The 25828-nt window shown below is 39.6% G+C and carries 21 protein-coding genes; 10 read left to right on the top strand and 11 right to left on the bottom strand.

Annotated elements, in window-relative coordinates; translation table 11 throughout:
* Positions 1 to 22 precede the first annotated feature (22 nt).
* Positions 23 to 2704: a carboxypeptidase-like regulatory domain-containing protein gene (locus BVC88_RS09120; protein ID WP_075350374.1), complete on the top strand. Its 2682-nt coding sequence runs from the start codon at positions 23 to 25 to the stop codon at positions 2702 to 2704.
* Between the two features lie 150 nt (positions 2705 to 2854).
* On the opposite strand, the gene BVC88_RS09115 is transcribed toward BVC88_RS09120, so the two are convergent.
* Positions 2855 to 3358, bottom strand: coding sequence for a hypothetical protein (locus tag BVC88_RS09115; RefSeq protein ID WP_075350373.1), 504 nt, complete (start codon positions 3356 to 3358; stop codon positions 2855 to 2857).
* Between the two features lie 607 nt (positions 3359 to 3965).
* Here BVC88_RS09115 and BVC88_RS09110 point away from each other — a divergent pair.
* On the top strand, positions 3966 to 5333 hold the full coding sequence (locus tag BVC88_RS09110) for a hypothetical protein (protein ID WP_217694753.1): 1368 nt from the start codon (positions 3966 to 3968) through the stop codon (positions 5331 to 5333).
* Positions 5334 to 5762: 429 nt separating this feature from the next.
* On the opposite strand, the gene BVC88_RS09105 is transcribed toward BVC88_RS09110, so the two are convergent.
* The 5 genes from BVC88_RS09105 to BVC88_RS09085 form a co-directional block, all read right to left on the bottom strand.
* The gene (locus BVC88_RS09105) at positions 5763 to 6584 is read right to left on the bottom strand and encodes a DUF3658 domain-containing protein (RefSeq protein WP_075350371.1); all 822 of its coding nucleotides are present in this window, start codon (positions 6582 to 6584) and stop codon (positions 5763 to 5765) included.
* 127 nt (positions 6585 to 6711) lie between these two features.
* Positions 6712 to 7296: a YceI family protein gene (locus BVC88_RS09100; RefSeq protein ID WP_075350370.1), complete on the bottom strand. Its 585-nt coding sequence runs from the start codon at positions 7294 to 7296 to the stop codon at positions 6712 to 6714.
* A gap of 199 nt (positions 7297 to 7495) precedes the next feature.
* Positions 7496 to 8917: a DUF1501 domain-containing protein gene (locus BVC88_RS09095; protein WP_075350369.1), complete on the bottom strand. Its 1422-nt coding sequence runs from the start codon at positions 8915 to 8917 to the stop codon at positions 7496 to 7498.
* Between the two features lie 3 nt (positions 8918 to 8920).
* On the bottom strand, positions 8921 to 11353 hold the full coding sequence (locus tag BVC88_RS09090; protein WP_317044970.1) for a DUF1549 domain-containing protein: 2433 nt from the start codon (positions 11351 to 11353) through the stop codon (positions 8921 to 8923).
* Between the two features lie 414 nt (positions 11354 to 11767).
* A complete protein-coding gene (locus BVC88_RS09085) occupies positions 11768 to 12226 on the bottom strand; it encodes a GlcG/HbpS family heme-binding protein (RefSeq protein ID WP_075350368.1) in 459 nt (152 codons plus the stop codon).
* 118 nt (positions 12227 to 12344) lie between these two features.
* On the opposite strand from BVC88_RS09085, the gene BVC88_RS09080 reads away from it, so the two are divergent.
* From BVC88_RS09080 to BVC88_RS09070, 3 genes are all read left to right on the top strand, one after another.
* A complete protein-coding gene (locus BVC88_RS09080) occupies positions 12345 to 13445 on the top strand; it encodes a Gfo/Idh/MocA family protein (protein WP_075350367.1) in 1101 nt (366 codons plus the stop codon).
* Positions 13446 to 13656: 211 nt separating this feature from the next.
* Positions 13657 to 13884: a hypothetical protein gene (locus tag BVC88_RS21310; RefSeq protein ID WP_175574398.1), complete on the top strand. Its 228-nt coding sequence runs from the start codon at positions 13657 to 13659 to the stop codon at positions 13882 to 13884.
* A gap of 503 nt (positions 13885 to 14387) precedes the next feature.
* Positions 14388 to 14720, top strand: a complete 333-nt coding sequence (locus BVC88_RS09070; RefSeq protein WP_075350365.1) for a cytochrome c oxidase assembly factor Coa1 family protein — start codon at positions 14388 to 14390, stop codon at positions 14718 to 14720.
* Between the two features lie 117 nt (positions 14721 to 14837).
* Here the strand turns inward: BVC88_RS09070 and BVC88_RS09065 are convergent, their stop codons facing one another.
* From BVC88_RS09065 to BVC88_RS09055, 3 genes are read right to left on the bottom strand one after another with little or no spacing between them, the layout of a single operon-like run.
* Entirely contained in the window at positions 14838 to 16016 is a 1179-nt protein-coding gene (locus BVC88_RS09065; protein WP_083639059.1) for an aspartyl protease family protein, read from the bottom strand.
* Positions 16013 to 17113, bottom strand: a complete 1101-nt coding sequence (locus BVC88_RS09060) for a Gfo/Idh/MocA family protein (RefSeq protein WP_075350363.1) — start codon at positions 17111 to 17113, stop codon at positions 16013 to 16015. The genes BVC88_RS09065 and BVC88_RS09060 overlap by 4 nt, the downstream gene beginning before the upstream one ends.
* A 6-nt stretch (positions 17114 to 17119) precedes the next feature.
* A complete protein-coding gene (locus tag BVC88_RS09055; protein WP_075350362.1) occupies positions 17120 to 17776 on the bottom strand; it encodes a DinB family protein in 657 nt (218 codons plus the stop codon).
* Between the two features lie 174 nt (positions 17777 to 17950).
* Here BVC88_RS09055 and BVC88_RS09050 point away from each other — a divergent pair, with 174 nt between their 5' ends.
* The 5 genes from BVC88_RS09050 (at position 17951) to BVC88_RS09030 (ending at position 23322) form a co-directional block, all read left to right on the top strand.
* A complete protein-coding gene (locus tag BVC88_RS09050) occupies positions 17951 to 18238 on the top strand; it encodes a hypothetical protein (RefSeq protein ID WP_075350361.1) in 288 nt (95 codons plus the stop codon).
* A gap of 102 nt (positions 18239 to 18340) precedes the next feature.
* Positions 18341 to 19186 (top strand): glycosyltransferase family 2 protein, encoded by an 846-nt coding sequence (locus BVC88_RS09045; protein WP_075350360.1) that lies wholly within the window; start codon positions 18341 to 18343, stop codon positions 19184 to 19186.
* Positions 19187 to 19296: 110 nt separating this feature from the next.
* Positions 19297 to 20187 (top strand): amidohydrolase family protein, encoded by an 891-nt coding sequence (locus BVC88_RS09040; protein WP_075350359.1) that lies wholly within the window; start codon positions 19297 to 19299, stop codon positions 20185 to 20187.
* Positions 20188 to 20224: 37 nt separating this feature from the next.
* Positions 20225 to 21340: an ATP-grasp domain-containing protein gene (locus BVC88_RS09035; RefSeq protein WP_075350358.1), complete on the top strand. Its 1116-nt coding sequence runs from the start codon at positions 20225 to 20227 to the stop codon at positions 21338 to 21340.
* Positions 21341 to 21687: 347 nt separating this feature from the next.
* Positions 21688 to 23322: a M28 family metallopeptidase gene (locus tag BVC88_RS09030; RefSeq protein WP_075350357.1), complete on the top strand. Its 1635-nt coding sequence runs from the start codon at positions 21688 to 21690 to the stop codon at positions 23320 to 23322.
* Positions 23323 to 23463: 141 nt separating this feature from the next.
* Here BVC88_RS09030 and BVC88_RS09025 read toward each other — a convergent pair whose 3' ends face one another.
* Both BVC88_RS09025 and BVC88_RS09020 read right to left on the bottom strand, forming a co-directional pair.
* Positions 23464 to 24147 carry a TlpA family protein disulfide reductase gene (locus tag BVC88_RS09025; RefSeq protein WP_075350356.1) on the bottom strand — a complete coding sequence of 228 codons (684 nt, stop codon included), beginning with the start codon at positions 24145 to 24147 and terminating at the stop codon, positions 23464 to 23466.
* Between the two features lie 76 nt (positions 24148 to 24223).
* Entirely contained in the window at positions 24224 to 25657 is a 1434-nt protein-coding gene (locus BVC88_RS09020; RefSeq protein ID WP_075350355.1) for an ADP-ribosylglycohydrolase family protein, read from the bottom strand.
* Between the last annotated feature and the right edge of the window lie 171 nt (positions 25658 to 25828).

The raw sequence follows: 25828 nt of genomic DNA, 5'->3' as shown, positions 1-25828 counted from the left end.
CCTAAAAACTAAACCAACTCAAATGCCTTTTTTAAAGAAAATACTTGGAATCAGCCTTTTTTTGCTGATTTCTATCCCCACTTTTGCCCAAAATAAATTGCTGATCGGTCAGGTTCTGGACTCGTTGGATCATCCAATTCCCTATGCCAACGTAGTTGCGATCAATCAGACTACCCAGAAAATAGGAGGCTTCGGGATTTCGGATGCCTCGGGAAGATTTAAGATTTCGCTGTCTCCTGGTTCCGAATATTTACTTCGTGTTTCTTTCGTGGGTTTCAAAAAGTTTGAACGCGTGATCAAGGACTGGTCTCCAGATGAGCAGCTGCAAATCATCTTGTCCCAAGATGAAACCATGCTGGATCAAGTCGAAGTAGTGACTGAGCTCCCAATCACCATGAAAGGGGATACTCTGACTTATAAGACGGATGCTTTTACCACAGGCACCGAGCGGAAATTGGAGGATGTCCTGGATAAGCTTCCAGGGTTTGAAGTGGATGACAATGGAGAGGTGAAAGTTCAGGGGAAAAAGGTGGATAAGGTCATGGTCGATGGGAAAGCCTTCTTCGATGGAGATACCAAGCTGGCTACCAAAAATCTTCCTGCAAATGCGGTGGATCGTGTACAAGTCTTGAAAAATTTCAATGAAGTTGCTCCCACGCGAGGATTGGATAACAATGAGACGCTGGCCTTGAATATCCAATTGAAGGAGGGAAAAAAGAATCTGGTATTTGGAGACCTTTCAGCTGGTGCAGGACCGAAAGAACGCTACTTGGGTCATGCCAATGCGTTTTATTATGCCCCCAAATTAAATTTGAATCTGATCGCTGATGCCAATAATGTGGGAGAATTGGCTTTTACACTTCAGGATTACTTTCGCTTTAGTGGAGGTTTATCCGGTTTAGGTGGCCGAACAGGTTCTACCGTAAGCATCAGTGGGGATGATCTGGGAATTCCCATGGCGCAGCGAAACAATGCTCGGGATCTGGTGACTAATCTGGCGGCATTGAACTTGAATTATTCTCCAAACGCAAAATGGAGACATGCCGGATTTGCCATTGGTTCTACTTCTAAAAATCAGCTCGGAAGCTCTTCCCAGCGAACTTATCTGAGTTCTGAAACGGATAATCAGGAATTACTTACTTCAGCTAATCGAGTGGAAAATGCTTCGGGAATGTTGAAGTATGCTGCTACCTACACTCCGAAAGAAGAAACTTATGTCAAGTACAGCGTCTTTGGAAAGGTGGCGGATATCTCTACCAATAGTCTGCTCAACTCCAACTTTGCGCAGCAAAACCGGCAAATCGGAACGATTCAGGAACGAACTCCTTACAGCATCCAACAGAAAGGGGAGTGGTATCATGCGCCTTCTGATAAGCGAGTATATTCTGTGGAGGTCAACTGGGAAAAGAAATTTATCGATCCGCTCTATGATTTGACTAGTAATCAGAATCCTTTTCAAGGTTTAATCCCGGTTTTTGATCAAGACAGGTATCGATTTTTACAAAATCAGGAAATCAACACAGGCGTCTTCGAAGGAGCTTTCAACTACTACCAAATTTTAAATCCGACCAATCATCTGAATTGGAGTTTGGGTTTTCAGCGAACCAATCAAGAGATGACTTCCGAGGTGGAATTGGAATCGGATCTGCCTGCGGAAGGTTTGGAAGCCTTTAAAAATGACAATCGCTTTGGATTTCAGGATCTCTATCTCGGGATGACTTACAAAACAAAATGGAAATCGCTCATCATCAGTCCATCGGTTTATGCGCATAGATATACTTGGCAAGACACTCAATTTGGCCAAGAGCAAAGTCAATCTAAATTCTTGCTGCTGCCGAATCTGTATTCCAAGTGGGCGATCACGACTAATCGCTCCTTGACCTACCGATTCAGTAGCTCGGTGAACTTTATGGATATTCAAAAGCTCGCGCAAGGATTGATTATTCAGGATTACAATTCCATTTTTCAGGGGAATCGACTACTTGAAAACGGTTTGTATTTCAGCCATAATCTGGATTACAATCACTTCGATTTCTTTTCAGCATTCAACCTTTCCGGCGGTTTGAATTGGACCCGAAAGCGAGATGATTTGGTGAATACCACCAATTTCCAAGGGATCAATCGCTTGGTGAGTATTCAGAATATTGAGCCAGTCAATGAAACCTTGACGGGAAGAGTGGAGGCCGACAAGCGATTTGAAAAGTTCAAGGTAAGCGCCGGAGGGAATTGGAATACCTTTTCTACCAATACGCTTCTTGATGACCGATTGAATGAAAACAGTCAATTCTCCCATACCTATGACTTTCGCATTACGACGACTTTTTTCAAAAAACTGGAAGTGGACTTGAAGTATGAATGGAACCAGAACTTCTACCAGTCCGCCAATATCAAAAACACCTTCAATACCCATAGCCCGAGTATTGAAATCGATCTTGATATCTGGAAAGGTCTGAAGTTGAATACGGATTACACCTACAATGCCTACTTTAATCAGCAGGCAGGCACAAAAAGTGAATTTGAATTTTTAAATGCTTTTCTAAGCTACCAAGGCAAATCCAGTCCTTGGGAATTCCGATTGACCGTTTGGAATATCTTGGATACGCGATCAATTCAAAGAGATAGCTTTTCCGAAAACCTGATCAGCACCTATGCCTATTTGGTGCAGCCGAGGTATGGTTTGTTTACCGTGAAGTGGGATATTTAGAGGGGGATGGTTATTGGTGACAGTCAAGATTGTTGCAGTTGCGGAATTAATTGCACTGAATTTCAAACCAGCCCAAAATGTAAAAGAAAGAACTAGAATAACATAAACCACAGACTCCGTAATTTGAACAGAGCCTGTATTATGCCCAGTTTATTTTTTTATATAAGATTCGTAGTCTTGATTTATATAAGTCATGTCTGCTTTTACAGGCTTTGCCTTGCCATAGAACAATAATATTCCCCAATACAAAGAGTTCATATCAATTTTGAAGATGACTCCTTTAGCAGTTTTAAAAGAAATTGAACCTTCCGAATCCCTTTCAATTCTCTTGACCTTAACCGAGTCTAAGTATTCGGCTGAAGTCGCCATATAATATTCATTATCATCAACAATTGTATTATAGTCGTCTTCAGTATTTTCATTTTTTAGTTTTTCTATTTTTCGAGAATTAGGTCGTATAAGAACGGCACATGAATAATTGATAATATCGAGCTTTTCTGTTAGTGCGCCACTTGAAGGTTTTCGATTAACTGCCTTTTTTGATTCATGGCTCTCATCACAATTTCCGTCTTTATAGTCCCATCGTCCGCCTTGGTCTAGGCAAGAATCAATGGCAAAAAAAGTAACCACATTAGGATAAGCTAAGAAAGTCAATATTACAAGTAAAACGCTTATTTTGAGGATTATAGTGGGTTTAGCAGTAATTCTTTAATTAGGTATAACATTTCGCTAACCCTTATAATGGTGGATATTTCCCAAGTAGCTAAACTTAATCTCTTTTAGTTATATATCCAATCGACTCTCCGTACATAATCTGGGTTTAATTCCCTTTCTTTTACGCTTCCAAAAAAAAACCAGAAAGTAGCAAGGCATTGTTTTTTTTGTTCAGTCTGTGGGGTTGAATAGATGCATTACCGCTCGAATGCCCTAAGAAACCGCTGATGCCTATATTCATTGTTAGCAAAGTAGTTTGTTGATACATTTATGCCATTCCAAATACAAATACGTCCCCAAACTTTGTATGTGCTTCAAATCTTTAGATTCATATGATTTCATAAAAAGGGAAGTTTTAATGCCCGATTTAAGAAAATGAGAAGCAAAGGATACAATTTTAACTTCCTGAATTCCTTCATGGTAAATGAATTCTCATTTTCAAAAATTAATGAGGAAAATTTGGTATTTGGGTTAAAAACTGGAATTCAATTTAGATCGCCATGAAACGATCGATATGAAACGATCAACATGAATTAAACCTAATTAAATGAATAGAATACCACTTTTATTGATTCTGATCTTCTTTTCCTTGACTATCCCGTCAGTTAGTCAAACATTAGTTGATAATAACAACCGTCTCAATAAACTCAGAGTTTTTATTGACGGTTGTGATCGGAGAGATGGAGGCTGTGATATGGATTTTATCAGAACTGAAATTACTGCGGTTGACTTCTACCTGGATAATCAAACGGCTGATGTCTTTCTGCTGATTAACGATAATAGATCTGGTGGAGGCGGAAGACAATATCAACTGCTATTTATAGGCCAACAAAATATCCATGCGGGAAGAAGCGACACCCTCTATGTAAATACCAAACAGACGGATACCGACTTTGAAGTGCGGGAAAGACTTACCAGGTTTATCAAATTAGGTTTAGCTCCGTATGTTGCGAAGACACTAGCTGGAGAAAATATCGAAATCAATATGAAGACAGGGGCTGGTATCTTTGATGATGAAGTCAAGGAAAGCATTGATCCTTGGAATTATTGGGTTTTTAATGTGGGGGGTGATGCGAACATTGAAGTAGAGGAATTGAGCAGGGACATCAATCTTGGTGGAGAATTCAATATTAACCGTATCACGGATGAATGGAAAATATCCCTATCCGGGAGAATAGACGAAAGGCTGAGAAGAACGATTCAAAAAGTACCAAGAGTTGATGGAAATGGCAATCCGATTCTTGATGAAAACGGTAACCAGTTCATTGATGAAATTGAGAATAGTTTTGATGTATCCGAGTTTGGGTTTAGTCACCAGCTCGTAAAGTCTATTTCACCCCAATGGTCATATGGATATGATATGGCAGGTCGTCAGAATACCCGCTTAAATTATCAATTTCAGACCAGCATTAGACCAGCTATAGAGTATAATTTTTTTCCAGAATCAGTGCAGAATTCCAGATTTCTAAGAGCGAACTATGGGATTGAAGTCAGGAATAATAGCTATGTCGAAGAAACGATTTCCGGTGTTTTTAAAGAAACTAGGGTCCTCCATAGTTTGAGAGTCAGTCTGGGATTAAATCAACGCTGGGGTAATCTGGAAGTGGGATACCGTGTGAGAAATTATCTAGATGATTTTAGCTCTTGGTCCACAGGTTTGAATATTAGTGCAGAAGTCCGTGTTACTGGGAATTTTTCTTTCTTTGTGAGGGCAGAAGGTAACTACGTCAAGGATCAAATTTACCTTGCAGCAGGAGATTTCACCGAACAGGATATTTTGAGCGGAAGGGTGACTCTACCTTCATCCTATACCGTAGACACCAGATTTGGGTTTAATTATCGGTTTGGGTCTAATCTAAATAACTTCGTGAATCGAAGATTTTTTGGAAGGGCCAATTTTGTTGGGAATGATTAATGAATCTTTTTAGGATTAAAGGACTAAACGAAATTGAATGCTTTATGAAATTATGATTGGAACATATTCATTTCGAATCCCTTTGCAGAGCAGTACTATTTCCAACTCAATGTTTTTTGGATAGAAAAGAACTGAGGAGTCACCATTACTTCTGCTTGGGATTGAATTTTCTTCAATTATTTCGAATTGTGGTAAGCATTCCGCTATCGCCTAGAATGGGATATACTTTTTGATTAGCTAAACTTATTCTCTTTTGTTATTTGTCTAATCGACTCCTAGCGTAGACTTTTAGCTTGCGATGGCTTTTAAGTTCTTTGGGTACGGATTCTCCGCAATCCATAGCAATTATTTGACTGCGTCAGTCTAGAGATGGCTAGTTCATTGCGTTAGGAATTATCATATCAACAGTGTCGCTAAACTTTGTTTGAATTAGGTTTTGGTGTCTAGTGTTTTCACCATGTATTCTCTCATACAGTTAAGCCTGCCTGTAAAATTCAATCTTTTGCTTTCTGCCAAATGCACCAATCGCCAATTGAGAGTCGAGTCACTAGCTTCAAATTGAATATCGAATAATGTTTTGCCTATGACTCTTGCAGCATTTAAAAATTGATTGGTACAATTTGATAGGAGCGTAGTATCAAAATAAGATTCTTCTACAGATTCTATCAAGCTATCTGTCGATGATATTCTTAAAGCTTTGTTTTCGCTCATGAGTCTAGTCCATAATTTCACCCAAGACTTACAATCTTGCTCACTCAAACTCCTGAAATACTTTTCAATCAGATGTACTTCTTCTGGATTCATAACACCCAAACATTCCGGGATGTAGTCATGACCAAATTTCGACCTTATTTTAATTTCTGGAATATCTGTGATGACAAGACTTTCGAAATGATTTTCCAATTCAAAGACCAACCTAGCAGTCCCCAATAGATCAAGCGTCCTTCTGCCACACCAAATGTATATTTTCTTGTCCTTCTTCAGTTCGGCTCTTAAGTCCTGAATCTTTTGGATGTCCATACTTACATTGGAACAAAAATATTCTCTTTCAATCAGACAGGGATTATTTTGAGTCAACCAAGATTGTCTATCAATTATGCTATTTGACTGGGATAAATTGACGGTGGGACCCACTCGGAGGTCATCATTAAGACTAATCACTGAATCCACATGAGGAGCCATTTCTTGACTGGAAAGAAGAGTTAGCCTGGCAGAATCTCCAAATACAACATGTATAGAACCTGAATTCATTTTTAATAATACCTAATATTTCAATTGAATTCTGCAAAATAGACCTAATAATTAAATTTGATTTAGTAAAACAAAAAAAGGCTGAGAAAATTAATTCTCAGCCTTCTTATTTGATTGTTTTTTAAACTCAAGGAGTAGCTACCAGCTTCACATCTAGTTTCACTTCATCGTAGATTAACTTATCCGCCAAATCCTCGAAATAAGAACCTGAACGATATTTGATATCGTAGTGTGTTCGGTCAAATTTGATCTCTGCAGTGGTAGTTATGGTGCCATTGCTTGCAATTACTGTTGCAGGAAAAGTAACTGGTTTCGTGATTCCTTTGATGGTAAGATCACCGGTAATTTCGTAGTTATTTCCTCCTGTACTTTTTACGTTTTTGATCTTTAAAGTAGATTTCCCAAACTTCTCCACGGAAAAGAAATCATCAGACTTCAGGTGACCAGTTAGTTTTTGGTTTGAGCCAGCGTCGGTGATATCTTCTACAGTTAGATTTTTCATATCCATCTCGAAAGTTCCGCCTGTGATTTTACCATCAGCATAATCAAGATTTGCAGAAGAAATAGGGACTTTTCCGTAGTGGGAACCTGTTACTTTGGATGCATGCCAGGTTACTGTACTTTCAGCAATGTTTACTTTAACTGGGGCGGGATTTTCAGAAAGGGAAAATAACGTTCCCAAAGCGAAAATAAGAGTGGTAATAAGTTTCATTTTTATGTAATTTGATTTTAGGGTTAATTTGAAAGTGCGAAATAGGTTCTTATTTCAATACAATTACTCAAAACACGAAAAGAAGGTTTTCTGTTTTTGATGGTCGGAAAAAAACCTGTTTTAAGACTTAAATCCTGAAGATGTTGTAGAAATTTTGGTATTTGAAATGAAGGATTTGAATTTCTTTGGGAAAAATCACTTAAGCCAATAGATCTAGTACTGCTTTCCCTTTGCCGTCAGGAGTAGTGTAAAATGGGCGCTGCTCTATTTCATAATTGAGTTCCTGTGGGATACCAAGAGCATGGTAAATCGTCTGATGGATTCCATCGATTTTGATAGGATTTTCAATGGTTTTGCAAGGGCGCTCGTCAGCAGTTTTGCCAAATACATGCCCACGCTTGATACCACCACCAAACATCAGGATCGAACAGCCATCCGTAAAATGCCGATGCATTCCATAGTTTTTCAGGTCTTCGATGATATCCGGGACAGTTACTTGATCTTTTACTTTTAAGTCAGGTCTACCTTCGGTAAGCATGTCCCGACTGAATTCACTTGCTAAAATCACCATCGTTCGATCGAGTTTTCCGCTTTGATCCAGATCCTTGATCAATTGTGCCACAGGGCTATCAATCATTTTTTTCATGTCTTTGAGCCGAGTATGACCATTATCATGGGTATCCCATCCAAAGAATGGTTCGTATTCCGTGGTCACGGTGATGTATCGAGCTCCTTGGTCAACCAATCGTTTGGCCAAGAGGCATCCTAAACCAAACTTTCCTGTATTGTATTTATCGTAGCTTTCCTTGGGTTCCTGACTGAGATCAAAGGCTTTTGCCTCAGGTGAATTCAGTAGGATATACGCCTGTTCCATGGAGCGCTTGAGGGACTCTTTTTGATAATCCGAGCCAAAATCACTCATGGGACCGGCGGCCATCAACTCTTCATAGAGTTTGTTGCGACTTTCAAATCGCTTGGTGTCCATTCCTACCGGCGGGCGAACAGCATCCAAACCAGCAGTTGGGTCAGGAATCAGAAATGGACCATATTCCGAACCCAAAAATCCTGCGCTGTGGAAAGCTTTCAATTCTTCTCCTTCTCCCACAGTGAATCGTTGGCCTATGTTGATGAAAGGCGGAATGACCGGATTTAGCGCTCCTTTTTCTTTTGCAATCCAACTTCCTAGATGTGGGACGACCACTGATTGCGGAGGTTCATAGCAGGTATGGAAATGGTATTGGTGTCGGGTGTGTAGAATATGTCCCAAGTCAGCAGCTTGATAGGATCGGATCAGGGTGCCTTTGTCCATTACTGAAGCGATATTTTCCAATCCTTCGGAGAAAAAGATATCATCCAGCTTAGTCGGGATTCTTGGGAAGGTGCTCAAAACCTCCTTTGCCTCCATCCCTTTTCGGAAAGGGGTATAATCTTTGGGATCAAAAGTCTCCGTATGAGCCATGCCGCCAGCCATAAATAGCAAAATCACCGAATCAGCAGAAGTGGGGATTTTGCTCTCACAAGAAGTTAATAATCCCGCCAATGGGCTGCCCATCCCCAATGTGGCTAATGTGGCTGCACTGGTTTTTTTTAGGAAATCTCTACGACTGTTGGATGAATTCATAGTTTAATAAATCATTTGGAACTCCGGTAATAAAAAAACAGACCAAAGTAAATCTTGGGTTTTTGCCACATCTGTCTTTCCACCAAAGAGGCGATCTGCTAATTCTAATTCTTGCTTTGTTGGGGCTCTGAGCAAAGCCTGAGCGAATAATTTTGAAGTCAGCTCTTTGGGGTCTGAATAATTTCTAGCCCATCGAGCGCCTCCTTTAGCTAAAGCATCATTCAACTTTATGCCGTTGGTGAGCTCCAAAGCCTGAAGCAAACTCGCCTGAGAATCCCTGCTTGTGGATACGATCTCCCGATTTGGTCTTCCCAATGCAGTGAGAAAAGGATTGTTTGCCACCAAAGAAGCTCTGGCATATTCAGGCTGATTGCCTAATTCAGTAATCAATTCATTAGGTCTGAATTTTACTTCTGCTGAATCAAAAAGCGGCGAAGCTAAATGACTTACTGCATCGGAAAATTGCTCAGCCGTCATCCGTCTTTGGATTACTCCCTGAAATTTAAATTCGCTGGCCAGAAGCAATTCCGGAGAAGGGATCAAGATGGATTCACTTTGGTATATTTTGGAGGAGGTGATTTGAAAAACCAGGCGCTTGATATCATAGCCGTTTTCGACAAAATCTACAGCTAGCCAATCCAATAAATCCTGACTCCAAGGCATATTATCCATCTCATCGACCGGCTCCACAATTCCCCTCCCCATAAGCTGCTTCCAAATTCGATTGACAAAGGTTCGGTACATTCTTCCGTTGGCAGGCTGCACCAGCTGATCTGCCAATTGGCGAAGCTTTTCTGCTTTGGAAGCCGCACTATCAATTGTTCCCAGTTCTTCCCAGAGAATTTTGGTTTTGGCAAATTTCCCGGTTGGAATCTCACATCGACTGATTTCCAAAGTCGAGTCAGCAAAAACATTGGCAAAAGCATAGGCTTCTTCCAACTTCCAGTCACTGATGAAACTATCATGGCATGAGGCACATTTGAGATTTAATCCGAGGATGACTTGCCCCACATTTTGAGCAGCCTGCATTTCTGTCCGCTGACTGGCATTGACTGTTCCCCTCCAGCGAATACCCTCTATAAAGCCTTTCGACTTTTCAGTTGGATTAAGGAGTTCCTTGACGAATTGATCATAGGGTTTATTAGTGCTTATTGAGCTATAAAGCCAATCAGTGATTGCAAAGCGACCATTGGTAATGTAACCCGTTCCGGTATAGTCGTTTCGCAGAATATCATTCCAGAAAGTGAGCCAGTGCTGGGTGTATTCCTCATTTCGATCTAAAAGTTGCTGGGAAATGACTTGCCTTTTTTGTGGATTCGGATCCTTTTTGAAGCTATCCAATTCTGCTGGACTTGGCAAAATCCCTATCACATCGAGATAGATCCTTTTTAAAAAAGTCCGATCATCGACTGGCTGAGTCCAGTTGATTTCATGTGCTTGGAAATACTGATCCACCAACCGATCAATTGGATTTTCAAGACCTGGTTTACTAGCTGGGAGAATAGGTTTCCGAGGTGCCAAATCAGCTTTTCGATAAATAGATTGCTGCGGAACTCCTTCTGGCCATGGGGCACCTTTTTCTATCCAGAGCGTAAGCAATTGAATTTCCTCCTTGGAGAGAAGATTGCCTTTGGAAGGCATTACGTCTTTGTGATTTTTGGAAAGGGAAACCCGCCGGATCAATTCGCTTTGGGAAGGGTTTCCGGGTAAGATGACAGCCCCGTTTTCTCCTCCTTCGAAGACATATTCTTTTTCATCCAATCGGAGTTCACCTTCGATCTTGGAGCCTGAGTGGCATTTGTAGCAATTATGAGCCAATACAGATCGGACATTGGTAACCAGAAGCATTTCCTGATCTGAGGAGAGATCGGAAGTGAACTGGGCAAGGTTGATCGTCAATGATTCTGGTGCGACGTAATCGTCATTCCAAGGAATTTTCTCAGTCAGAAAATCATCTCCATAAACCAAGGCTCCTCCAAAATGACCTGTAAGTCCTACTCCGAACCCAACCAAAAAAAGTAAAAAGCGATAGATTCGAATGAACTGTGATTTCGATTCGGATTCGCTTTTCTGAAGAAAATAAAGTAGAAGAACACTTAAAACTGAAGTAGCGATTCCTAGTTTTTTGTGTAGGTCAAGCGTACTTCCAGTTATGCCTTCATTTTCTGCCAAGAGCCAGCCCAAACCAGCTGAAATAATCGCTGAACAAGCCCCAAAAATGACCATCAATCGAATGGCTTGGCGCATGGGGTGTTGGAATCCTTTAAGAGTAAAAAGTTCTAGGAATCCCGCAAAAATCAATAGGGCAATAGGGAAGTGGGTAAGAATGGGATGAAATCTTCCCAAGATTTCCAAAGGCCAGAATGTAATTTCGGTCCCTGAATTTTCAGCCCCAAAAGCAGGAAATGAAACCATAATTCCAAAAGCAGTAAGCAAAAGGGGATTTTGAAGGTATCGACTTAAGTTTTTGAAGAGCCTGGAAAGCATCAAAGTAAAGAAAGGAAATAGGGTCAGAAAACTTGAAAAATATAAGAATTCTGGCTTTAGAAACCATCCTTAACTTAAATGCTTTTGATGAATGGGATAGGTTTAACCTTTTTCCGAATCTTCATTTCGACGTAAAAAGGAAATTAATTCTTCCAAATTTCAATAGAAGGTTATTTTGAAATTTCCCTTTCAAATTTTAAAATATCATATCCTTAATTATAAAGAAGGACTCCGAAAATTAAGTTAGGAAACATTTCCGCTCGCAGCGCCGCTGCGACCCTGCGAGAAAAAAAATGTTTATTGAAAGCATTAATCATCAAACTCCGAGAAAACTACAGGTAATATCATTAACAATGATATTATTTAATACGCCGCTATTCCGGCAGCAGCAATGATTCCATCTTGTGCTGAGGTTACTCCTGAAACACCGATACTCCCGACTATGATTCCATCTTTAAAAATCGGAAGACCGCCTTCCACTCCCACCGCATTTGGAAGTGTTGCTATTCTTGCCCCACCTTCGGCTTTCATGGCGTCTTCAAAAACTTTGGTAGGTCGCTTGAAGAAAACAGCTGATTTTGCTTTGGCCTGAGCCACTTCAATACTGCCTACTTGCACACCATCCATACGTTGGAGGGAAATTAGATTTCCGCCATCATCAAGAATCACGATAACTACATTCCAGCCTTCTGCCACTGCCTTTTCAGTTGCTGCTGCATTGATTCGTTGTGCATCTGATAGCGATAAGTAGGGTTTGGTCTGGGCTTCTGTAAGAGTTAAACCTGCAAAGAGAAGCAAGAGGGAAAGAATAATTTTCTTCATGGTATTTTGAGTTAGGTAAAATCTAATTTACGCCTTTTCGGTGGAAAAGTGGTTTTGCTCTAATTGGCATTCAATATCAAAATGTCTATCTTAATCGATGTTATCTAACCCGATTCTTATGAAATCCCTCTCCAGACGTGACACGATCAAATCGCTAACCCTGATTACCGGGGCTAGTTTGTTTTCTCCACTGACTTTAATTGGAAGTAATTTTCCTAAAAAAGAAAAACTAGGTGTCGCGTTGGTCGGCTTGGGTTATTACAGCACGGATTTGTTAGCACCGGCTTTACAGCAAACCAAACACTGTTATTTGGCAGGAATTGTGACTGGAACTCCGGCAAAAGAAGGGATTTGGAAGGCTAAATATCAAATTCCTGAGGGAAATGTTTACAACTACAAAAACTTTGATGATATCAGGGATAATCCGGATATTGATGTTATTTATATCGTGTTGCCTCCATCTATGCATATGGAATATGTTGTAAGAGCGGCAAAAACAGGGAAGCAAGTATGGTGTGAAAAGCCAATGGCTATGACTGTCAAAGAATGTCAAACGATGATCGATGCTTGTAAGGAAGCAGGAGTTTCCCTTTCAATCGGATATCGCTGCCAGCATGAACCAAATACACAGGCTTTTCAAAAAATAATCAAAGAGAAAAGTTTGGGAACTGTTCAGAGATTGGATTGTGCTGCAGGCTACCGAGATAATCGAACCGACCATTGGAAGCAAAAAGCAGAGATGGGTGGGGGAGTGATCTATGATATGGGAGTATATTCGATTCAGGGAGCTCGATTAGGAACTGGAATGGAGCCTATTGCGGTACGGACTGCGAAAGCTTGGACAGATCGACCTGAAATTTATAAAAAAGGCTTGGCAGATAATGTGACCGCCGAGCTGGAGTTTCCAGGAAATGTAATTGCTACTATTAAAACCTCATTTGCAGAGCAAACCAACTTTTTGAATATCAACTGTGAAAAAGGGCAGATTGCGATGGAGCCGTTTTCTTCTTATGCTGGAAATAAAGGATCTAGTCCGCTCGGAGAGATTAATTTTCCATATGATGTTCCTTGGCAGCAAGCCAACCAAATGGACCAAGATTCTTTGGCGATACTTGGTGGGAAACCAATGGCTGTCCCAGGAGAGGAAGGTCTTCGGGATATCCGGATAGTAGAGGCGATTTTGGAATCTGCGAAAACCGGGAATAGGGTGATGATTTAGAAAATTACAATCGATTTTTAGTTGAATCGCAAATAGATTTTACATGGTCATCGTCTCCTAAAAATTATTTGAAACTTGGATAAAAAGCTTATAGCCTTCATTTAATGGAATTATGATTTTTATTGGGCTAAGAATCATTTTTCAACACAGCGATTTCAAAAAGTATAGTCTGATTGTAGCTCTAAAATATTCCAGTTTAAATCACGATGGAATGGTCAAACTAATACAGGCCTATTCTTCGTTCTTTTGGCTTGGCCCAAAAGAACCAAAAACCCAAGACATGGAAATGCTTCTCCCCGCATGCCACCGCCGGCCCGCTTCCATGTCCACCCACCGCACCTTAAAGATGAAACATTGCAGAAACCTTCGGTTGAGACCTTCTATGAAATATTCCGCTCCAAAGGTGAATGTTGATTGCAGCTCTAAAGTATATGGTTGAGAATGACCGCGAAGTGGTCCAACCATTCATAGCCCCGGGTGAGGCACGAAACCCGGGGTGGAGAGTATTAGGCTGATTGCACTCCCGCGCAGGATCTACCTTTGGAAAATGAAGTTGCGTGCGGGAGGATGGAAAGGGATTTTTCACTTAGGAAGAATATAAAGGTTTTCTATATCTATTATTTTCTCAACAGAGTGGTCCTAGGATACTTCAAAGCAAGAATTTGATGTAGTGCATTCTTAAAATGTTCCAAAGAATATTTTTCAGCTTATTTAACCAAAAATCTCTACGCCGACTTCATTAAATTCGTGGTAGTACAAGTAAAAATTCTAAGCTCATATGAAAATGGTTGTCAAAATACTTGTGTTCTCAATCTTTTTGGTTTTAGGGTTGAAGATCTTATTTCAAATTAATAAATGGCCATCCATATTTAATTTTAGTTTGATCTTGGGAGTTTTAATCCTTCTAATTATAAGTTTACTGTTGATTGTCAAGTTAAGAAAATGAAAAAACTCATTTCTTCAATAATTGGAGCATTTTTCCTTATAGTCTTACTCGTTACTGTATATTTCGTAAATAGTATCAGTAATGATTTCAAAAATTCTGATGCCTTTGCTTCTGTCATAGAACTTATAGAAAAAAATCAAACCATAATACCTGTCATTAATAAGCAATTTGAAGTGAGTTACTTTATAGGTGGAGATTTAAATTCTGAAGTAGCCCATTTTAACTTTAGAGTATATTCCCAAAAGAGAAAATTTGTGGTTTACGTAGATTTGGAAAGGAATCAATCAGATTTGTGGGAGATAGTAGATTTTGAAGCGATAGAGAAATAGCTCATCATGGTCTTACTTTGGAATCAGCGAAGACAGGAAAAAGGGTTGTGATTTAAATTAGTTGATTGATTAATCCATTAACTCTAAAAAAAGGAATCCATAAATTGAAAAAGGATACTAAAAGCTATTAAGCAACGAAATTGGTTCAAAACTAAGATTCTTCCCACTTTTTGTAATGATGGATATTTTATCTTCCGAGAAGCGATAATACCAATTGACAAAAGCACATTCATCACTAAAATCGCTCATGGGAATACCATTTACGGAGATTACCTCTTCTCCGATTTCTATTTCCTGATGGGAAGAAATCTGCTCTAGGGATTTTCCGCTCACCAGTACTTTTCCTTCACTATATCTAAGGTTGAAAAACTTGGTGTCGAGAAATTTTGGACTTTCATTTTTAAGATCAAGATAGTAGGTAGATTCTGAGTTATTTATGATCGTTTTTTTACTTAAGGTGCTAAAAAAGGCCAAACCTAGTTTACTGTGATTGGTTTCCATAAACTCAGTAGGTATCCCGTAAACCGCCCCATTACCGAGGGCTAGGGTGTCCAAGAGAATATTAATTGTTTCCTCAGTTTTTTGGCTTATAGCTCCGGTACTATGGTTGAGAGAAGCATGAGTAAAGCCTTGATTATCTTTGTTCTGGATATATTTTCTGATCAATTCAGAAGATGAGTCAAGATCTAAAACTTTGGTATACCCAAAATCAATTAGAATGTTTGACAGGTTTATTCCTTGAAAAGAAAGTTCGGTGTAAGGCCGCGTATTTTTATAAGACACAGGTAAAGCCAAATAGCTGTCTTTTATGGGAAAAGGTTTTTGAGATACCCGAACAATCATTTTTTCGAAATCAATTTCCCAATTGAGCAATTTGATAACATTTGAACCCAAAAGGTAAAAATCCTGGCAACTCAAATAAGACATGTCATAAATCAGGCTTTTTACATTTGAGATTTTAAACTCACCAATTTTAATTTCATCGGTATAGGCTGTACGTACCTTTTTTGTTTCACTATTCGAGTCCCGAATAGTCATCCGCTTTCCTTTTATTTTGACTCTTTTTGTATTGCTGAAATTTTTCCCTGCAAGCCCCAAAGCAGCTCCTGTGTCGAAGGCAAAATTAGTCGCTTGGCCATTCATCTCTCCGCTGAAGACAAGTAGTCTAGACTCTAGGTGAAAGGGGAAGCTGTAAACGGAATCACTTTCTTGTCCAAAGCTGCTCCAGCTTAGCGATAACGAGAGCCCGAAAAATATCAAGCGTTTTATAAATACTGAGAGACCGATTTTATTCATTTCAGATAAATTGTTTTCCCTTCCTTAGCACTTTTAATAGCCGCTTCAAGGATTTCAACTACAATCAGATTGTTTTCCAAAGAGCTCAAATCATAAGGTTTCATCTGGATATCACCTCGAATCACAGCAATTAAGAATGAAAAGGGATCATCGAAAGGTGCATCCCTTTTTTCTATTCTGATTTTTTCTTCGTCAAAGCCATCGTAGCCTTCTGCTATTCGGACCCGGAGATCTTTCCCATTATCGGCATAGATCGCTCCCGTCAGGCCATAGATTTCCATGTCTTTTCGGCCAATCGGCCAATTCCAAGAGGGTTCAAGGATGGCTTGAGAATTCTTATACGTTAAGATAATCGTGGCATCATCTTCTACTTTCGGATTGTTTTCAGGTTGAAATTGCTGGGCAACGGCAGTCACTGAAGTTGGTCTTTGACCTGAGTTGAGCCAGGTTGCAATATTTGCACCATAGCATCCAAAATCGATAATTGCTCCGGCACCATTCAGGACAGGGTCGGTGAGCCATTCCAAGAATTCAGCACTCACTCCAATTTTCTTTGGGCCCCGATGTCCATCTCGGACGATCAGTTTTCGCATTTCACCAACTTGACCCGATTCTAACAATTCCCCTGCTCGCTCCACGGAAGGATACCAAGTCGTTTCATAATTGGTGAGCAGGTGAATGTTGTGTTTTATTGCAAGTGCTTCCATTTTCGAGGCATGCTCCATCGATACTGCGAGAGGCTTTTCTGCCATCACATGAATCCCTTTTGGGGCACAAGCTTCCACGACGGCAAGATGATCGAAAATATTCCCGAATGCCGTGACAGCCTCAGGTTTGGTGGCCTCTAGCATTTCTTCCAATGAATCAAAAACCAAGTCCATTGGGATTCCATAATTTTTGCAGAGTCTTTCTGCAAGTTCACGATTGGGTTCGGCAATCCCCACGATCTCCAGATCGCTGCGTTTATTGGCATCTAATATCCAACCCACATGTCCATGTGTGAGCCCCGCCACGCCAACTTTGAGCGGTTTTTGGGCAAAGCTGTATTTTGAAAAAGCCAGTAAAAAAACTAGGCTAAGGATAAATTTAAAATTCATGTCTAATTAAAATTTGGAAGGTGCTCGATCCCGGATGATTCGCATTTGACCGCCATGGTTGGATTCGTGCTCCATCACGTGAAACCATTTCCAATAGGTATTTACTTCATTCCCGGGACTGGACCAGCCTTTATCAACTTCCATCAACCACTTATCGTCTTTTTCCTTTAGTTTTTCGAGTGTCTCAGCCCGGACTTCCCCAATCATTTTCAGGTAGTATGCTGCGGTATTTCCTTTGATTTTCTCTCGTCCTTCCGCACCCAATCGCATGGCCGCTCCCCAGATTTCATCTTCTTCGGCAGTAAATTCTTCCCGTCCTTCGAAGGTGTTGATTTGATAAAACTTATCAGTGGCACCCAGATGCATGATCATTGCACCGATAGAGTTGGCATTTTCATCAAAAAGGTAATCCAAGTCTTCAACGCTAAGATTTTTCACAGTATCAATAATTGTTTGTCTCATATAGGCCATCATGGATACCAGCGCACCAATCTGAGGGGAATATCCCTTTCTCGGACCGATGAACATTAAGTCTTCGCTTGCGAAATCCGGATTTGTGCTGGCAGCTTTTGCGATCTGACTTATCCCTGCTATTCCAGCGGAAACTGCGATCCCTTGCTTCAAAAAAGCTCTTCTGTTGGTAGGTTTTAATTGATTTTTCATCTGCAAAAGTTTAAGTGAATAAAAAACTACGGATTAAAAGTTGCGCAAAATCTGGCACTTATTCAATCTGTTTAACGATTATTTACCTGTTCAAATTGGAAATGCATTTACTGGTTAGAGTAACACAAACATTCAAAATTTCTTAAATTGAAGTATTCATCAAACCCATTTGCTATGACCACTCAATTGAAGTCCCTGTTCACCTTCTTGGTGATTTTGATTTTATTTTCTTCCTGTGCTGAAGTCACCAATATTGAAGACTGTGTCACTGATGAGCCTTATGGCTTTTTCTTTGGCGTCTGGCACGGAATTATCGCTCCGATTAGTTTTGTGCTCTCTGTTTTTTTTGATGATATCGCCATGTATGCCGTGAATAATACCGGAGGATGGTACGACTTCGGGTTTGTATTGGGAGCGGGGATTCTTTTTGGAGGTGGAGGAAAAGCAAGTAATTCCAGATAAAGCCCAATTTCTCTAGATGAATAAATATTCTGATCTTTCGAGGTGATTTTTAGGATTTGATTGGGGAGGAAAATTTTAGGGAGTTTCAGCTAATTACAAATTATGGAGTATCTGGGAGAGTCTAAGCCTGTCAATTTGATTGATCCTTTGGTGTCTGTCTGTATACCTGCATTTCAGCATGAAAAATATATTGCACAATGCATTGAGAGTGTCCTATCACAGGAGACTAGTTTTCCTTTTGAGATTCTAATAGGAGAGGATGATAGCACGGATCGCACTCGTGATATCTGCATAAAATACGCAAAAGAAAACCAAGATCGAATTCGGTTATTTTTAAGAAAGTCGGAGGATAAAATGATCCGAAACGGAAGAAAAGTTGGTCGTTTGAATCATTTGGGATTATATGGTAGTGCTCGAGGGGAGTTTATATGCATCTGTGATGGCGATGATTATTGGGTTGAAAACACTAAGATTCAGCATCAAGTAGATCTTCTGAAGCAATATCCTAATGCATCTATTTGTATTACAAATACCATATTAGATGGAGAGAATCCTCCAATAACAACAGATATACCTGATAAAATAACTTTTAGAAAAACATCGGAACTTAAAAAAAAATTTTATCAGGGTCATGTTTCGAACTGGATGATGAGGAATAAAATGGATAGTTTTTTAAAAAATCCTGCTGCTTATAAGTCTCCTGGTTTGGATAATCTGATTTATAATTTTTATAAAAATCAAGGTGATGTAATTTATACACCCAAAGTAACCTCATTCTATAGGAAAAATTTACTTGGTTCGTATAAGAAGCTTTCTAATCGTGAGACACATAAGAAAAGACTAATAACTAATTGGTATTTGTTTATTTATATTCATAAGGATCCCTTACTTTTCTTAAGGGTACTCGGATTCATGGCCAAAAGATATTATGTGAATTTTATTAAGTGACCGCAGATTTATTGTTTTTATAATTTTCGTTCTTTTTAGAAAAGCCTTGTTTATGTTTTTCTTATATCTTCGATAAGTTTTTCTTTTATTATTCCTTTGAACTTGAAAGTATGATTATTGATGTGCGCTGTAGATTTACTGGGGGTAAATCAGCAGATTATTATAGAACCCAACTTCAAAAAAGCGGTAGACTTCCCCTAATCGAATCACTCAAAGAAGGTACTGAAGAGTCCTTTTTCAAAGAAATTGAAGATGCTGGAGTTACTACAGCAGTCTCAGCATCCGGGTTTAATCCAGGAGCAAAATTGGGGAAATATAACTTTGCAGACCGAACCACATCAAACGACGACCTATCAGCAATTCAACACCGAAACTCGAGAAGGTTTATAGCTTGTGGAGGTTTAGATGTGAGTAATACATTTCATGATTGCCTCTCGGAAATCAGTCGCTGTTATTATGAATTAGGTATAAAAGTCTTTCAGATTGAGCCTGGAAGAGCGCCGGGTTGTTTGCCCTCAGATAATAGATTGGATGAGGTCTATAGACTCTTGCAAGAATTAGATTGTACGGTTATTATTCAGACCTCCGGGCTTAAAGGTGGACAATATTTAGATTACGCTAATCCACATCATATTGAAAAGATTGCTGAAAAATTTCCTTATCTAAGAATAATATGTGCTCATGGATGCTATCCTTATGTAAGGGAAGCGATAGTTACTGCCATGCGGAGAGATACAATTTGGTTAAGCCCTGAGGGATATCTTTGGCATCTTGGTCACGAGGATTGGCTTAGAGCCATTAATAAAAATTTTGAAGGATTCTCCAGCAAATTTTTATTCGGGACTGCCTATCCTCTGACTCCTATTAAGGCTTTTGTAGCTAATTTTATGAGTCTTCCTTTTAAAGAAGAGTTCTTGCCAAAACTACTTTACAAAAATGCATTAGATGCTTTGAATCTGAAAGAAGACCCGATTTTTAAAGCTTATTATCTTCCAGAATAAAATAAATCATATCTATCGAAAATTCCTTTGAATTAAAATGAAGAATAAAATCAAACTCTTGTTTCTGTCTGGAGGAAGTTTGGTGGGTCGAAATCTACTAGATGTATTATCGGAAAGAAGGGAGGATTTGGAGTTGATTACATTCAATTCTATCCCAAATGTGCCCTCTCTTTTTGAATATGATAAGGTGCTTATTTCACCTTCTTTAGTGGAGGATGCGGAGGATTTTCGGAAATTCTTTTTGGAGAAAGTACAAATTGAAAAACCAAATTTAATCATTCCTTGTAGAGATGAAGACGTTGAGTTTTTATCAAAAATCAAATCTGAAAATTTACTTGTTGAATCCCCAATCCTGACAGGATCTTTTGAAATAGCGTCTGCTTTTCTTGATAAATGGAAGAGTTTTGAGTTCTCTATAAAACATGATCTTCCTTTTGCAAAGACTATTTGCGCAGATTCTTCACAAGAAATCCTAAACCAATTTCTATCAGGGGTAGCATTTCCCATCATTGCTAAACCTAAGAAAGGGTTTGCCTCAAAAGGAGTGATTCTCCTTTGCACCAATGAGCAATTAGAGGCTTTAAGGGGTAGAAAAGATTATATTTTTCAAGAGTATTTAGGTGATTCTAAAAAAATCGAGGAATATCGTAATCAAATTAAGACCTCCGGCATACCCCTCTTTCATTCATTTGAGGAATTAAAGATCTCTTGTCAAGCGATGGTTGGTCCAAACGGAGAGCTTGGAGGACTTTTAGTAACTGAGCATCTTATGAAGCAGGGTGTAAGTGCCACAGTGAGCATTTGTAAAGATGAAACAGCGAACAAGCTAGCTAGAGATTGGGTTAAAAAAATAATTTTAGCAGGCTGGGTGGGGCCTATTAATATTCAATTTCAGAAAAAATTAACTGGAGAATATTTTATCTATGAGTACAATGGGAGGTTTACAGGTGCAACTTCTGCTAGGTATCATTTAGGATTTGATGGATTGGGAATGCAGTTGAAACTTTGGTTGAATGAAGCTTTGCCTTCCGCAAATTCTTCGGGCGTATGTGATTCTGTTCTTCGTATTCCTAAGAGTAAACCTTTAAATATTTCTCAAATAAATAAACTCAGCGAACAAAAAGTATGGGAGGCAAATAGCACTGTGAATTGAGAATATTATATATTAAGATTCTCACTATTGTACAAATTACTTTTATCCAAGATTATATCAGTTGTATTCTTAAAAATTTCACCTGCCTCTCGGCAAGCAGGTATGACCTATAAAATCAAATAATAATTATATGAAATCGAGCATGACGATAACGTCACACAGTAGGATGTCCCGATGGCTATCTGGATCGAAATGCGAGATTCCCCCGAAACAAGTTCGGGGCAGGCTATGTGGCCAAATAGAAAAATGATAAACACATGAAATCGAGCATGACTAAAAAGTCACACACCGGGATGATTATAATCTGCGAGATTCCATATGGCCTTTAAAAAACAAATTATGATCATATGAAAAAGCACTTAATAATTTATGCCCTAGGAATAGCAATTTTTTCCTGCTCTGAGCCTAAAAAAGAGCCGTATTTCTTTCAGGTTTCCGACCTTGAACCTTATATCATCACCTTAGCGTCAGATGAGTTTGAAGGCCGAATGCCTTTTTCCGAAGGGGAAACAAAGACGATCAACTACCTTGAGTCAGAATTCAAAACCATGGGTTTAGAGCCTGGAAATGGCAATTCCTACTTTCAGGATGTACCGATGGTCTCGATCAATAGTACGGCTGCTTCGGAAATGACGATCAAGTCTGCAAATGAATCCGTCACGTTTGAAGGTCTGAAAGACTATGTGATCTGGACGCAGAGAACCGATTCCTTGGTGAGTTTTGAAGATACTGAAATCGTCTTTGCAGGCTTTGGAATTGTTGCTCCAGAGTATGGTTGGGATGATTACAAAAATATCGATGTTACTGGTAAGATCGTGATGGTGCTAGTCAATGATCCAGGTTTTGGGACAGAAGACGAGGCCTTTTTCAAAGGGAATACCATGACTTATTACGGTCGCTGGACTTATAAATATGAGGAGGCTATTCGTCATGGCGCAATGGGAGTCCTGATTGTGCACAATACCATTCCGGCTGGATATGGGTTTAATGTGGTTCAGAATCGCTGGAATGCAGCACAACTTTACCTGGATGACCGAGGACAAGACAATTACAAATTGGGTTTTGAAGGCTGGGTGACTTTGCCTACAGCGAATAAGCTTTTTGAAATGGCAGGAATGAATGAGCGGGAAATGTTGGCAAAAGCTCGAAAAGCTGATTTTCAAGCTGTAGCGATGAATTTGAAAGCGAGTTCCTCTTTGGCAGTGGAAGCCAACTATGACGTTTCGAAAAATGTGATTGCTAAAGTGACCGGCTCCACCAAACCGGAAGAATATATCATCTATTCTGCACATTGGGATCATTTGGGAATCGGAAAACCGGATGAGACGGGAGACTCGATCTACAACGGGGCCTTGGATAATGCCACCGGTACCGCAGCTTTGCTTGCTTTGGCAAAAGCCTTTAGTACTGACGAGAAACCAGAACGTACCGTTATTTTTCTAGCGGTAACGGCCGAGGAGCAAGGACTTTGGGGTTCGCTTTATTATGCTTTGAATCCGATTTACCCTAAGGAAAAAACTGTTGCTAATATCAACATGGACGGGATCAATCCTTATGGCAAGATGAAGGATGTCTCTATCATAGGTGTAGGGCAGAGTGATATGGAGGATTTACTCAATGTAGAATTGGAAAAAGTAGGTCGCTATTCTGCTCCTGATCCTACGCCAACTGCTGGTTATTATTTCCGCTCTGATCATTTCAGCTTTGCCAAAGTGGGCATTCCTGCCTTGTATATCGGAACGGGAATAGATCACTTTGAGAAGGGGAAAGAATACGGAAAGCAACTGGAGGATGATTATGTGCAGAAGTATTACCATAAGCCTTCTGACGAATATGATACCAGCCGTTGGAATCTAGACGGAGCAGTGGATGACGTTCAGTTGCTGTATTCAGTAGGTAGAAATCTGGCAAATTCTGACACTTGGCCAAGGTGGAAGGCTAGTTCAGAGTTTCGAGCGATTCGAGAGGCGTATATGAAGTAAGTAATTAGGGAGTTAAAAAGTAAAAGGCTGATGGAGTCAATTTCTCCATCAGCTTTTTTTAACCACAAAGTACGCTATGGCTGACGCTGAGAGCACAAAGGCAGAAGTGGAAACCAACTCACCAATTCTATTTTTTCAATATTATTTTAGAAAAGGAAGGAAATCGATTGGGTCATTTCCGTAAAAATATGTTACTAAAACCCCTGAAGGATCTATTAATACAGTCGTCGGAATTTGTATAATATGATATCTTGAAAAAAAGCCATTGCCATTATTTACTAATTTGATATCTGGTTGAAATTCCTCAACTAATGCACCTAAGTCATCGTCATAGGAAAATACACCGATACATTCAATTTCATATTCTTTTCGTGACTTTCTCAAATCAGAAACCAAATTTGTCCACTGATTTTTATCCATGAAATCAGGAAATGGATTAAATTGAATTAAAACCCATTTACCAATTAGTTCTTCACTTACGAATTCATCACCGTCAACAGAATTAAATGAAAATTCTGGAAATGTTTCGCTTCTTTTAGGTTGCTTTTCTGGGTCTCTATTGTAATGTTTGAAAGGGTTTGAAGGATCATAAATTGATTTTTCCAATTCACCATACCTATCAAAGAATAATTCCATTTTTAATCCCGGTTTTTCCTTTAGAAGCTCCATTAGCTGCATATTGGTAATTACTTCCCCAGTAAGTTTATTAAAAACCTTACCCTCTAAGTCACCACTTCTAGTAGTTCTAGTCAACGTTTTTTTTTCTTGAGCATTTGAAATAAAAGTCAAAAAGAAAATCAATATAAAAATTGGGATGGTTTTCATTATTCAAATTTTTCTTCAAAATAGACTCTAAAAATTAGTTTTCAAAATTCGAGATAGAAAAGTTGTTTTTTCTTCTTTAATTCTGAAGAGGCACCTTTTCAATTTTCACCGGTTTGACAGGAATATGCCACTCGTCTTTTTCCGGGTCCACTCCTCCGCCCATTTTTTCTTGGACCATTCGATCCACTACAAAAACTCCGGTTTTCGCTATGTTTTCAAAGTTGTCTATTCCATCATTTGGAAATCCTCCTCGAGTTCGATGGATATTGAATTTGTCGGCGAATTTCCTTCCGAAAGCAGCCTCGACCCCTTCTTTTCCAATCATAAATCCGATAAGACCTCCCCAAGTAGCGGTAGGATTATCTGAATCCCAGCCTGCTAATGTGCCAATTTTGATAGTTTCTTTGAAATCACCTTCCCCATAAAATAAACTGACCATACTTGCTCCGAAATTAATTCCTCCCGCAAAGCATCCGTTGCAGACCACGTCTTTGGTATACCAATCATAGCCCGCTTCTTGATTGATTTGATATTTGATATGAAGGCTGTCTCGGGTAGTTTCCCATGGGATTTGTGCCTCATAGCTCTCTTTGATGAAGTCGTACATACCAGCAACCGCTGAATTTTCAGGAAGTCGAGTTCGAGCTTGATCAGCCATCCAGAATAATTGATCTTTTATTGGTTTGTTTTGATCTGCCGATAAAGCCAAAGAATACATGATCACATAAAACTCTGCGGCCCACTGCGCATTAGATCTAGCCGTAGTGAGAATTGGTAGACTTACGATTTCCAGTGCGATATCCGGTCTAGTGGGAGCGAAAAATCCAAAAATCTCAGTGGTCAGTTGCGCGTCAATCATTTCATAATCCTTGTTGTTTGCCGGATCGCCAGTAGCTGGAGGGAGGATTCCTTGACGCATGAGATCGTGCGCAGTTTGATTTGAAACCCAAAGGTAATTTTCTTTGGAAACACCGTCTTTTCCAATGAAAGGAGTGTTTTCATCCGAGTAAATATGCTTGAGCCAACCATCACGAATCTGCTCCGGACTAAGTGAGGTTGTTTGATTTTCGTACATCAGGGATTGGTAGATGTACTCGATATCGGTATCGTCATCCGCTCCCCATATCCCACCTTCCTTTTCCAGGACAAAATCAATATTCCTCCCCATATCCATTCCTTTTTCCTCCCAAATTGCAGGTTCGTCAGGGCCACCCCAATTCGCTCTAGTATAGAAACCAGCTCCTTTTCCATCTTTTCCTTCTCCTCCGATTTTATCCATTTCGGTGATTAGTCCCGTCCAATTGGCGATGCATTGGCCTAGCCAAAAGCCATACAATCGATCGGCATATTCCGTTCTGGAAATCACAAGATCTGTTGAGTTCGGGACATAGGTCTTGTATTCCAGATTAGGATCTATTAGTTCTGATTGCTTTACCACCTCCTGTTGACAAGCAGAAAATGACAGAAATAGGATGAAAAGTACAAGGGGTGTAAGTAGTTTTTTCTTCATGGGGGAATGGGGAGGATAACTCCCAAGGTAGAAAAATCCTAGCCTGCTTGGAAATCAAATTTCAAAAAGTAAAGCATGACTTGGTTATATTTTCGTTGGGCTACAGCTTCTCTTTTCCACTCATGAATTTAAAGGATAAAGAAAAAAGCGTGCTTAGAATTTAAATTCAAA

The organism is Algoriphagus marinus (genome assembly GCF_001936475.1).
Classification (GTDB): domain Bacteria; phylum Bacteroidota; class Bacteroidia; order Cytophagales; family Cyclobacteriaceae; genus Algoriphagus; species Algoriphagus marinus.
Note: the sequence above shows the minus strand (reverse complement) of the source record. Positions and strands in the feature narration are given on the sequence as shown.

What these genes read in the sequence shown, in the direction of transcription:
- BVC88_RS09120 (WP_075350374.1), top strand. Translation starts at nt 23, where the DNA reads ATGCCTTTTTTAAAGAAAATACTTGGAATCAGCCTTTTTTTGCTGATT.
- BVC88_RS09110 (WP_217694753.1), top strand. Translation starts at nt 3,966, where the DNA reads ATGAATAGAATACCACTTTTATTGATTCTGATCTTCTTTTCCTTGACT.
- BVC88_RS09105 (WP_075350371.1), bottom strand. Translation starts at nt 6,584, where the DNA reads ATGAATTCAGGTTCTATACATGTTGTATTTGGAGATTCTGCCAGGCTA.
- BVC88_RS09100 (WP_075350370.1), bottom strand. Translation starts at nt 7,296, where the DNA reads ATGAAACTTATTACCACTCTTATTTTCGCTTTGGGAACGTTATTTTCC.
- BVC88_RS09095 (WP_075350369.1), bottom strand. Translation starts at nt 8,917, where the DNA reads ATGAATTCATCCAACAGTCGTAGAGATTTCCTAAAAAAAACCAGTGCA.
- BVC88_RS09085 (WP_075350368.1), bottom strand. Translation starts at nt 12,226, where the DNA reads ATGAAGAAAATTATTCTTTCCCTCTTGCTTCTCTTTGCAGGTTTAACT.
- BVC88_RS09080 (WP_075350367.1), top strand. Translation starts at nt 12,345, where the DNA reads ATGAAATCCCTCTCCAGACGTGACACGATCAAATCGCTAACCCTGATT.
- BVC88_RS21310 (WP_175574398.1), top strand. Translation starts at nt 13,657, where the DNA reads ATGGTCAAACTAATACAGGCCTATTCTTCGTTCTTTTGGCTTGGCCCA.
- BVC88_RS09070 (WP_075350365.1), top strand. Translation starts at nt 14,388, where the DNA reads ATGAAAAAACTCATTTCTTCAATAATTGGAGCATTTTTCCTTATAGTC.
- BVC88_RS09065 (WP_083639059.1), bottom strand. Translation starts at nt 16,016, where the DNA reads ATGAATAAAATCGGTCTCTCAGTATTTATAAAACGCTTGATATTTTTC.
- BVC88_RS09060 (WP_075350363.1), bottom strand. Translation starts at nt 17,113, where the DNA reads ATGAATTTTAAATTTATCCTTAGCCTAGTTTTTTTACTGGCTTTTTCA.
- BVC88_RS09055 (WP_075350362.1), bottom strand. Translation starts at nt 17,776, where the DNA reads ATGAAAAATCAATTAAAACCTACCAACAGAAGAGCTTTTTTGAAGCAA.
- BVC88_RS09050 (WP_075350361.1), top strand. Translation starts at nt 17,951, where the DNA reads ATGACCACTCAATTGAAGTCCCTGTTCACCTTCTTGGTGATTTTGATT.
- BVC88_RS09045 (WP_075350360.1), top strand. Translation starts at nt 18,341, where the DNA reads ATGGAGTATCTGGGAGAGTCTAAGCCTGTCAATTTGATTGATCCTTTG.
- BVC88_RS09040 (WP_075350359.1), top strand. Translation starts at nt 19,297, where the DNA reads ATGATTATTGATGTGCGCTGTAGATTTACTGGGGGTAAATCAGCAGAT.
- BVC88_RS09035 (WP_075350358.1), top strand. Translation starts at nt 20,225, where the DNA reads ATGAAGAATAAAATCAAACTCTTGTTTCTGTCTGGAGGAAGTTTGGTG.
- BVC88_RS09030 (WP_075350357.1), top strand. Translation starts at nt 21,688, where the DNA reads ATGAAAAAGCACTTAATAATTTATGCCCTAGGAATAGCAATTTTTTCC.
- BVC88_RS09025 (WP_075350356.1), bottom strand. Translation starts at nt 24,147, where the DNA reads ATGAAAACCATCCCAATTTTTATATTGATTTTCTTTTTGACTTTTATT.
- BVC88_RS09020 (WP_075350355.1), bottom strand. Translation starts at nt 25,657, where the DNA reads ATGAAGAAAAAACTACTTACACCCCTTGTACTTTTCATCCTATTTCTG.